Consider the following 8,806-nt stretch of genomic DNA (forward strand, 5'->3'; position numbering starts at 1 on the left):
GGGCGGCGCCGTGCCGCTGTGGGGCGGCGAAGTGGCCAAGCGGGTGAAGGACTTCAACCAGGGCGGCATGCTCTGGACCTTCAAGCTGCCCAAGGACCTCGTCGCCAAGCACTGATCCGAATCCGCCACATAACCCCTGTGGGAGCGAGCCTGCTCGCGATGGTCGTCAACGATGACGCGGGGATTCTGAATACCCGCGTCGCTCTCGGACTCATCGCGAGCAAGCTCGCTCCTACAGTGGTCAGGCGCTGTGTCCAGAGTCAGCGGCGGTCGGCTACGACGCCAATGAGCACCAGCACCACCAGCAACACCGGCGCCAGGCTGTAGTTGTTGAACTGGCTCAAGCCGCGCACGACCCATGGTGTGGCGTAGATCAGCGCCGCGCCGCTGCCGATCATGCACAGCAGGGACATCAGCGGCACGCGCAAGGCGCCGGCGATGCTGCCCAGGCGCTGCTCGACCCAGCCTTTGAAATCCGCACCAAACAACACCAGCAGACAACCCACCAGGGCCAGGGCGATTTCCGAGAGGTTGCTGCGGCTCCAGCGGGATACTGTGGCCAGCAGGTCGAGTATCAGATCCATTCGATTTCCTTATGTCAGAAATTTCTGCAGCAAGTCGTTGAGGAAGAGCTGTCCGCGCTCGGTGGCCGCCAGACGTGACGGTTCGACCTGTAACAGGCCGCTTTGTTCTGCGTCGCGGCGACCTTCGGCGAGGCTGTCCAGCGTCATACCCGTGCGTTCCGGGTACAGCCGCGATTCGACACCCTCGGTCAGACGCAGCGCGTTCATCAGGAATTCGAACGGCATCTCTTCATTGGTCAGTGCTTTCTCGCCGGCCTTGAAGCTTTTCGCCGGATTCAGATAATCCTTCGGCAGGCGGGTCTTCCAGGTGCGGATGATGCGCCCGTCCGGGTGACTGAGCTTGCCGTGGGCGCCGGCGCCAATGCCGATGAAGTCGCCAAAACTCCAGTAATTGAGGTTGTGTCGCGCCGGTCGACCGGGCAGGGCATAGGCCGAGACTTCGTATTGTGCGTAACCGTGTTCGGCCAGCAGCGCTTGTCCGGCTTCCTGAATGTCCCACAGCGTGTCGTCTTCCGGCAGCGTTGGCGGCTGGTTCCAGAACACTGTGTTCGGTTCCAGGGTCAGTTGATACCACGACAGGTGTGTCGGTTTCAGGGCGATGGCTGTGCGCAGGTCCGCCAAGGCATCGTCCAGGGACTGATTCGGCAAGCCATGCATCAAGTCCAGGTTGAAGTTATCGAAACCGGCCTGCCGCGCCATGCCGGCGGCGCGTACCGCTTCGTCACCGTTGTGAATCCGTCCCAGGGCCTCGAGCTTTTCTTGCTGAAAGCTCTGGATGCCGATCGACAGGCGATTGATCCCCAGTTTTCGGTACGCCACGAACTTGTCTTGCTCGAAGGTCCCCGGATTGGCTTCCAGGGTGATTTCGATGTCGCTGGCAAACGGGATGCGCTGTTCGACGCCCTTGAGCAAGCGACCCAGCGAATCAGCACTGAACAGGCTCGGCGTGCCGCCACCGAAGAAGATCGAGCTCAGCTCACGACCATGGACGGCGTGCAGGTCCTGATCGAGATCGGCCAGCAAGGCGTCGACGTACTCTTCTTCCGGCAGCACAGGGCTGGCGGTGTGGGAGTTGAAGTCGCAATAAGGGCATTTGCGCACGCACCACGGGATGTGGATGTACAACGCCAGGGGCGGCAGCACAGGCAAGGCCGCCCGAGGAGATTGCGCGCCACCGAAGATCAGCGGCGACGCGGATGATTCAGAAGTCATTTCAATCCCAGACGCTGGCGCAGCAGATCCATTGCACGGGCGCGGTGGCTGATCTGGTTCTTGTCGCCGGGCTTGAGTTCGGCGCTGGAGCAATCGCGCTCCGGCACCCAGAACAGCGGGTCGTAGCCGAAGCCGTGTTCGCCGCTGGCCTGGGTCAGGATGCGTCCGTGCCACAAACCTTCGCAGAGGATCGGCAACGGATCATCGGCGTGGCGCACCAGCGCCAGTACGCAGACGAACTGCGCGCTACGCTCGGCTTCAGGTACGTCTTTCAACACGTCGAGCAGCTTGGCGTTGTTCGCCGCATCGCCCTGGCCGTCGGCATAACGCGCCGAGTAGATACCTGGCGCTCCGCCGAGGAAATCCACCGCCAGCCCGGAATCGTCGGCCAGCGCCGGCAGGCCGGAAATGCGCGCGGCATTGCGGGCCTTGAGGATGGCGTTCTCGACGAACGACAGACCCGTTTCTTCAGGCTCGACGCTGCTGAACTCGCCGATCGAGCGCAGGTGCACCGACTCGCCGAGCATGGCCTGGAGTTCCTTGAGTTTGCCGGCGTTATGGCTGGCCAATACGAGTTGCGTGAAGTTGATCATTGGCCGGGGAATAGCTCTTGGTTGAAATTGATGGTGTTGATTTTGTCACCGGTCTGCACCTTGATCTCGAAGGTGCGGGTCTCCTGCTGCGGAACCGGGTATTGGGCGATGTAGTAAATCGCGCCCTGTTCGGTGATCTGCTTGAAGTTCAGAGGAACGCTTTGGCTGGTCAGGTCTTTGACCGTACCGCTGACCTGGGCCATTTGCGGCGTGCCATCCTTGAGCACCGAAACGTTGATCACGCCCTGATTCTTGCTTCGGGTAAGCTCGGTGGCTTTGGCGATGTCTGGCGTCAGGTACGTGGAGTTGAAGGTGTTGTAATGCACCGTCACGTCGCCAAAGGTTTCCTGGCGCTCGCCCTTGATGACGTCGGCGGCCATGGCCGTAACGCTCAGGCAAGCAGTGAGTAGAAACAGCGCTAGACGACCCATGATCTTTCTCCTCGCTTTGTGGTGAATCAGACCGCGACCTTGTGGTCGGTAAGCCCCGGACTGCTGAGGCGGTAGATACCGATCTCACCTAACAGATTAGGCCATAGCTTACTGGCCCACCCGTGTCGATGCTGTTGATCCACGGCAAGCCGATCAATGACCTTGGCTTCACGTTCGCGGCACAAGGCCTCAAAGTCCGCGAAGGTGCAGAAGTGAATGTTCGGCGTGTTGTACCAGGTGTAGGGCAGGAACTCGGAAACCGGCATCCGCCCCTTGCTTGCCAGGTACCAGCGGCAGCGCCAGTGACCGAAGTTCGGGAAGGTGATGATGCACTGGCGCCCGACGCGGAGCATCTCTTCGAGGATTTTGTCCGGGTAGTGCACGGCTTGCAGGGCCTGGGTCATGACCACGATGTCGAAGCTGTTGCTGGCAAAATTGCCCAGGCCCTTGTCCAGGTCCTGCTCGATGACGTTGATGCCCTTGGCCATGCATTCGGCGATGTTGTCCGCATCGTTTTCCAGGCCGTAGCCGGTGACCTGCTTGTTGTCGCGCAGCCAGGTCAGCAATTCGCCGTCGCCGCAACCAAGGTCGAGCACGCGGCTACCGGCGGGGATCCATTCCTGGATGATGTCCAGATCAGCTCTCATGGCTTTCTCACAACGTAATTCGGTTCATGTAGTGGCTGAACGCCTGCAAGTAGCGCGGGATAGGAATCAGGAAGGCGTCGTGGCCTTGCGGTGCGTCGATTTCCAGGTAGCAGACGTCCTTGCGCGCGGCCATCAATGCGTCCACCAGTTCCCGCGAGCGGGCAGGGGAGAAACGCCAGTCGGTGGTGAACGACATTACGCAGAACTTGGCCTTGGCATTTTCGAAGGTTTTCGCCAGGTTATCGTCGAAGTTCGCTGCCGGGTCGAAGTAGTCCAGGGCCTTGGTCATCAGCAGGTAAGTGTTGGCATCGAAACGCCCGGAAAACTCTTCGCCCTGATAACGCAGGTAGCTTTCGACCTGGAACTCGACACTGTGGAAGTCGTAGTTGAGCTTCTCGCTCTTGAGGCCGCGGCCGAATTTCTCGCCCATGGAGTCGTCGGACAGGTACGTGATGTGCCCCACCATCCGCGCCAGCATCAGCCCGCGCTTGGGGATCACGCTGTGTTCCTGGAACGAACCGCCGTGGAATTCCGGGTCGGTAAGAATTGCCTGACGGGCCACTTCGTTGAAGGCGATGTTCTGCGCCGACAGCTTGGGGGCTGAGGCGATAGCCAGGCAATGGCGAATACGATCCGGGTAAGTGATGCTCCATTGCATCGCCTGCATGCCGCCAAGGCTGCCGCCGATCACTGCCGCGAATTGGTTGATGCCCAGGCGATCTGCCAGGCGCGCCTGACTGTGCACCCAGTCTTCCACGGTCAGCACCGGGAAGTCGGCGCCGAACGGCTTGCCGGTTTCCGGATTGATGCTGCTTGGGCCGGTGGAACCGTTGCAACCGCCGAGGTTATTGAGGCTGACCACGAAGAACTTATTGGTGTCGATCGGCTTGCCGGGACCGATGCAGCTGTCCCACCAACCGGGTTTGCGGTCATCGGCGCTGTGAAAGCCGGCAGCATGGTGGTGACCGGACAAGGCATGGCAGATCAGCACGGCGTTGCTCGCCGTGGCGTTCAGCGTGCCGTAGGTTTCGTAGATCAGGTCATAGGCCGCCAGCGAACGACCACAGGCCAACGCCAGGGGTTCGCTGAAGTGCGCCGTTTGCGGCGTCACAAGACCAACAGAATCGTGGGGAAAGGCAGCTGGCATCGACCCTGCTCTCGTTGAAATGAGGCGTAAGTCTAAAGACCGCTGGGGTTAGCGGCAAGCAAAGGCCGGGCCTGATTTTCTTCAGTTAGACCCAGGCGCTACATTCGCGAGCAGGCTCGCTCCCACATTGGAATTCATACCCTTGTGGGAGCGAGCCTGCTCGCGATGAACGATAACGCGGTCAGCCTGCCAGCGGGTCAGATCAGCACCCGCAGGATTTCCGGCATCATCGTCATGGCGGCGAGGTTGTTGATCACAAGCATGTCGATCAACTTGAGCGCCAGGAAGGCAAAGATTGGCGAAAGATCGAGCCCACCAAGGTTCGGCAGGAACTTGCGGAACGGCGCCAGGGCCGGTTCGCAGATGTCACTCACCAACTCGGCGCCCGGGTTGCGGCTGCCTGGTGCGACCCACGACAGGATCACGCTGATGATCAGGGCGAAGAAGAAAATCTTCAGGAACAGTGCGGTCACGCCGATGATCGACCAGATCAGCAATTGCAGTGGATTGCCGGTAGTGCCATAGGTCAGCAGCAGGGTCAGGGCCATCAACGCCAGTTGCACGAGGATCGCCAATACCAGCGAGGACATGTCGAGGCCGAACATGCTCGGAATGATTCGGCGCAGTGGCTTGAGCAGCGGCTGGGTGGCTTTCACGGCGAACTGGCAGAGCGGGTTGTAGAAGTTTGCCCGCACCAGTTGCAGCACGAAACGCATCAGCACGATCAGCAGGTACAGGCTGCCGAGGGTTTGCAGCACGTAAACCGCTGCGGTGTTCAATCCAATCATGAAAAGCTCCTTATTTGCCCAGTTGTTCGGCCATTTCGGCCGAGCGATGCGCGGCGGCGCCGAGTGCTTTTTCTACCAGGGCTTCGAAACCGTTGGCCTGGAATGACTTGATGGCGGCTTCTGTTGTGCCGGCAGGCGAAGTCACGCGGCGGCGCAGTTCAGCAGCGTCTACGTCACTGGAGACGGCCATGTGCGCAGCGCCCAAGGCAGTTTGCACCGTCAATTGCGCGGCGATGTCGGCAGGCAGGCCGAGTTTCACGCCAGCGGCGGTCATGGCCTCGATCAGCAGGAAAAAGTACGCAGGGCCGGAACCGGAAACCGCAGTGACGGCGTCCAGTTGTTGTTCCTCGTCCAGCCACAGGGCGATGCCGACCGCGGACAGCAACTCCTGGGCTTGCTGACGCTGATCGGCGCTCACTTGTGCGGTAGCGAACAAACCACTCACACCTTGGCGCAGCAGCGCCGGGGTGTTGGGCATGCAGCGCACGATCGGCTGGGCGCCGAGCCAGTTGTTCATGCTGGCGCAGGTGATACCGGCGGCAATCGACACCACCAACTGGGTGGATTTGAGGCTTGGTCGAATGGCTTCACAAACGGCTTTCATCGCCTGGGGTTTTACCGCCAGTACGATAACGTCTGCGCCATCAATGGCCTGGGCGTTGTCGGCAAAGGTTTCGATGCCATGTTCGGTACTCACGCGGGCACGGGTTTCTTCGCCCGGATCGCTGGCGCGGATCTGCGAGGCATCCAGACCTTTGGCCCGCAGGCCACCAATCAGACTGGCCGCCATGTTGCCGGCACCGATAAAGGCAATACGCGTCTTGCTCATGTCAGGTCCTTATTCACAAGTGTGTCAGCCATGGCTCATGGTTGACCGTAGTCTCTGGCGCCAAACAGTGCCGTACCGATACGGACCCAGGTGGCGCCTTGGGCGATGGCCAACTCAAGGTCGTGGCTCATGCCCATGGAAAGTGTGTCGAGTGGCAGATTAAGGCTGGCTTGCAGGCTTTTTACGGCAGCAAAAGCGGCGTCCTGGGCGGCACGATCGTCAGTTGGCTCGGGAATCGCCATCAGCCCGCGCAACTTCAAGCGCGGCAGATTGCCGATGGCATTGGCCAGGGCCGGAAGGTCGGCCGGGGTGCAGCCGGATTTGCTGGCTTCACCGCTGACGTTGACCTGGATGCAGATATTCAGGGGCGGCAAATCGGCAGGGCGTTGCTCGGACAGGCGTTGTGCAATTTTCAGACGGTCCACGGAATGCACCCAGTCGAAATGCTCGGCGATAGCGCGAGTCTTGTTCGATTGAATGGGGCCGATGAAGTGCCAGATCAAGGGCAGGTCGGCCAGTTCCAGCTGTTTGCCCAGGGCTTCCTGCAGATAGTTCTCACCAAAGTCGCGCAGGCCGGCGGCATAGGCTTCGCGCAGGGCTTGTGCGGGTTTGGTCTTGCTCACGGCCAGCAGCTGGACGCTATCTTCGGCACGGTTGGCGGCAAGTGTTGCGGCACGTATTCGCGAACTAACCAGTGAAATGTTGTCTGCTATGGTGGACATCATGAGGTGCCAGCGGTCTGAAGGTTCGCGGCATTCTACTGGAATTGAGGGGCGCTATGGATATCACCGAACTACTGGCCTTCAGTGCTAAACAAGGCGCATCTGACTTGCATCTGTCCGCTGGCCTGCCGCCTATGATCCGTGTCGATGGCGACGTGCGACGCATCAATTTACCGGCGCTGGACCACAAGGAAGTACAGGCGCTGATCTACGACATCATGAATGACACCCAGCGGGTGGACTTCGAAAAGCATCTGGAAACCGATTTTTCCTTCGACGTGCCGGGCGTGGCGCGCTTTCGGGTCAATGCGTTCAACCAGAGTCGCGGTGCCGGCGCGGTGTTTCGCACGATCCCGCCCAGGGTCCTGGGCATGGACGAGCTGGGTATGGGCGATGTGTTTCGCAAAATGACCGACGCGCCCCGCGGCCTGGTACTGGTGACCGGCCCTACCGGTTCCGGCAAGTCGACCACGCTCGCGGCGATGATCGACTACCTGAACAGCCATCGTCATCACCACATCCTGACTATCGAAGACCCCATCGAGTTTGTTCACGAGTCGCGCAAATGCCTGATCAACCAGCGTGAAGTCCATCGCGATACCCGCAGCTTCGCCACGGCACTGCGTTCGGCGTTGCGTGAAGATCCGGATGTGATTCTGGTGGGGGAGATGCGCGACCTGGAGACCATTCGCCTGGCGCTGACCGCCGCTGAAACCGGCCACTTGGTGTTCGGCACGCTGCACACCACATCAGCGGCGAAAACCATCGACCGAATTGTCGACGTGTTTCCGGGGGACGAGAAGTCGATGGTGCGTTCGATGTTGTCAGAGTCGCTGCTGGCGGTGGTGTCGCAGACATTGGTCAAGAAAATCGGCGGCGGGCGCGTGGCGGCACACGAGATCATGCTGGGGACGTCGGCCATTCGTAACCTGATTCGCGAAGACAAGGTCGCGCAGATGTATTCATCGATTCAGGCAGGCAGATCGCTGGGGATGCAAACGCTGGATATGGGCTTGAGGGATTTGGTGACCAAGGGGCTGGTCAGTCATGAGCATGCGCGGGAGAAGGCGCGGTCGCCGGATGGCTTTTGAGCGGGAGATTTCTAGAGTTTGCGATCGTTCCCACGCTCTGCGTGGGAATGCCTCAACGGACGCTCCGCGTTCGGCTCTGGAAGGGACGCGGAGCGTCCCGGGCTGCATTCCCACGCAGAGCGTGGGGACGATCACCTCAGCGCTGAACAACCTGCATCGATTTCTGGTCTTTCGGCAGAACCCGCTTGGCAACCACGTAGTGGTTTTCCCAGTACGGTTTCTTCAAGGTGTCGATGGTTACCGACTTGCCACGGCGTGGTGCGTGGATGAAACGGTCATTGCCCAGGTAGATGGCAACGTGATTGACTCGACGGCTCTTGATGTTGAAGAAAATCAGGTCGCCGGGCTTGAGGTCCTTGCGATCGACTTTCTCACCGTGACCGCTGGCCATGGCATTGGACGTGCGTGGCAGGTCAAAGGTGGCGTCGTTGAACGCGTATTTCACCAGGCCGCTGCAATCGAAACCTTTGCTCGGGCTGCTGCCGCCCCAACGGTAAGGTGTACCGAGGACGTTAACAGCGCGGCTCAGCACGTTGCTGCTTTCCTTGCTCGCCATCGGCGGAACCAGGCTGCTTTTGCTGGTCAGCTGTGGCGCTTGCTTGAGCGATTTTTTGCTTTTGCTCGAAGGAGCGGAAGCATGGGATTTTGGGGTGTAACCATTAACGTTCGGAAGACGTTGCTCACGATTGGTGGCGTGGGCGGCCAGTGGCAATAATAGGCAAATGGTTAGCCATGTCTTGAAAAATGGACGCATTAGGCAGG

Annotated in this window: 11 protein-coding genes; 1 reads left to right on the forward strand and 10 read right to left on the reverse strand. The window is 60.1% G+C overall.

Going from position 1 to position 8,806, the window contains the following annotated elements:
* Positions 1–260: 260 nt before the first annotated feature.
* The 9 genes from ACRESJ_RS30820 to ACRESJ_RS30860 all read right to left on the reverse strand — a co-directional run bounded on the left by ACRESJ_RS30820 (position 261) and on the right by ACRESJ_RS30860 (position 6,953).
* On the reverse strand, positions 261–584 hold the full coding sequence (locus ACRESJ_RS30820) for a DUF3392 domain-containing protein (RefSeq protein ID WP_008019970.1): 324 nt from the start codon (positions 582–584) through the stop codon (positions 261–263).
* A gap of 9 nt (positions 585–593) precedes the next feature.
* Positions 594–1,796, reverse strand: a complete 1,203-nt coding sequence (gene hemW / locus ACRESJ_RS30825; protein ID WP_431761278.1) for a radical SAM family heme chaperone HemW — start codon at positions 1,794–1,796, stop codon at positions 594–596.
* Positions 1,793–2,389: an RdgB/HAM1 family non-canonical purine NTP pyrophosphatase gene (rdgB, locus tag ACRESJ_RS30830; RefSeq protein ID WP_431761279.1), complete on the reverse strand. Its 597-nt coding sequence runs from the start codon at positions 2,387–2,389 to the stop codon at positions 1,793–1,795. Before rdgB ends, hemW begins: the two co-directional genes overlap by 4 nt.
* On the reverse strand, positions 2,386–2,820 hold the full coding sequence (locus ACRESJ_RS30835; RefSeq protein ID WP_431761280.1) for a DUF4426 domain-containing protein: 435 nt from the start codon (positions 2,818–2,820) through the stop codon (positions 2,386–2,388). Before ACRESJ_RS30835 ends, rdgB begins: the two co-directional genes overlap by 4 nt.
* Positions 2,821–2,846: 26 nt before the next feature.
* A complete protein-coding gene (gene metW / locus ACRESJ_RS30840; RefSeq protein WP_431761281.1) occupies positions 2,847–3,467 on the reverse strand; it encodes a methionine biosynthesis protein MetW in 621 nt (206 codons plus the stop codon).
* 7 nt (positions 3,468–3,474) lie between these two features.
* Positions 3,475–4,614 carry a homoserine O-succinyltransferase MetX gene (gene metX / locus ACRESJ_RS30845; RefSeq protein WP_431761282.1) on the reverse strand — a complete coding sequence of 380 codons (1,140 nt, stop codon included), beginning with the start codon at positions 4,612–4,614 and terminating at the stop codon, positions 3,475–3,477.
* Between the two features lie 197 nt (positions 4,615–4,811).
* Positions 4,812–5,402 (reverse strand): YggT family protein, encoded by a 591-nt coding sequence (locus ACRESJ_RS30850; RefSeq protein WP_431761283.1) that lies wholly within the window; start codon positions 5,400–5,402, stop codon positions 4,812–4,814.
* Between the two features lie 10 nt (positions 5,403–5,412).
* The gene (gene proC, locus ACRESJ_RS30855) at positions 5,413–6,231 is read right to left on the reverse strand and encodes a pyrroline-5-carboxylate reductase (RefSeq protein ID WP_431761284.1); all 819 of its coding nucleotides are present in this window, start codon (positions 6,229–6,231) and stop codon (positions 5,413–5,415) included.
* A gap of 35 nt (positions 6,232–6,266) precedes the next feature.
* On the reverse strand, positions 6,267–6,953 hold the full coding sequence (locus ACRESJ_RS30860; RefSeq protein ID WP_431761285.1) for a YggS family pyridoxal phosphate-dependent enzyme: 687 nt from the start codon (positions 6,951–6,953) through the stop codon (positions 6,267–6,269).
* A 56-nt stretch (positions 6,954–7,009) separates the two neighbouring features.
* On the opposite strand from ACRESJ_RS30860, the gene ACRESJ_RS30865 reads away from it, so the two are divergent.
* Entirely contained in the window at positions 7,010–8,044 is a 1,035-nt protein-coding gene (locus ACRESJ_RS30865) for a type IV pilus twitching motility protein PilT (protein WP_431761286.1), read from the forward strand.
* Positions 8,045–8,180: 136 nt separating this feature from the next.
* Here the strand turns inward: ACRESJ_RS30865 and ACRESJ_RS30870 are convergent, their stop codons facing one another.
* Entirely contained in the window at positions 8,181–8,798 is a 618-nt protein-coding gene (locus tag ACRESJ_RS30870; RefSeq protein ID WP_431761287.1) for a C40 family peptidase, read from the reverse strand.
* Between the last annotated feature and the right edge of the window lie 8 nt (positions 8,799–8,806).

The organism is Pseudomonas sp. (genome assembly GCF_050739655.1).
Classification (GTDB): domain Bacteria; phylum Pseudomonadota; class Gammaproteobacteria; order Pseudomonadales; family Pseudomonadaceae; genus Aquipseudomonas.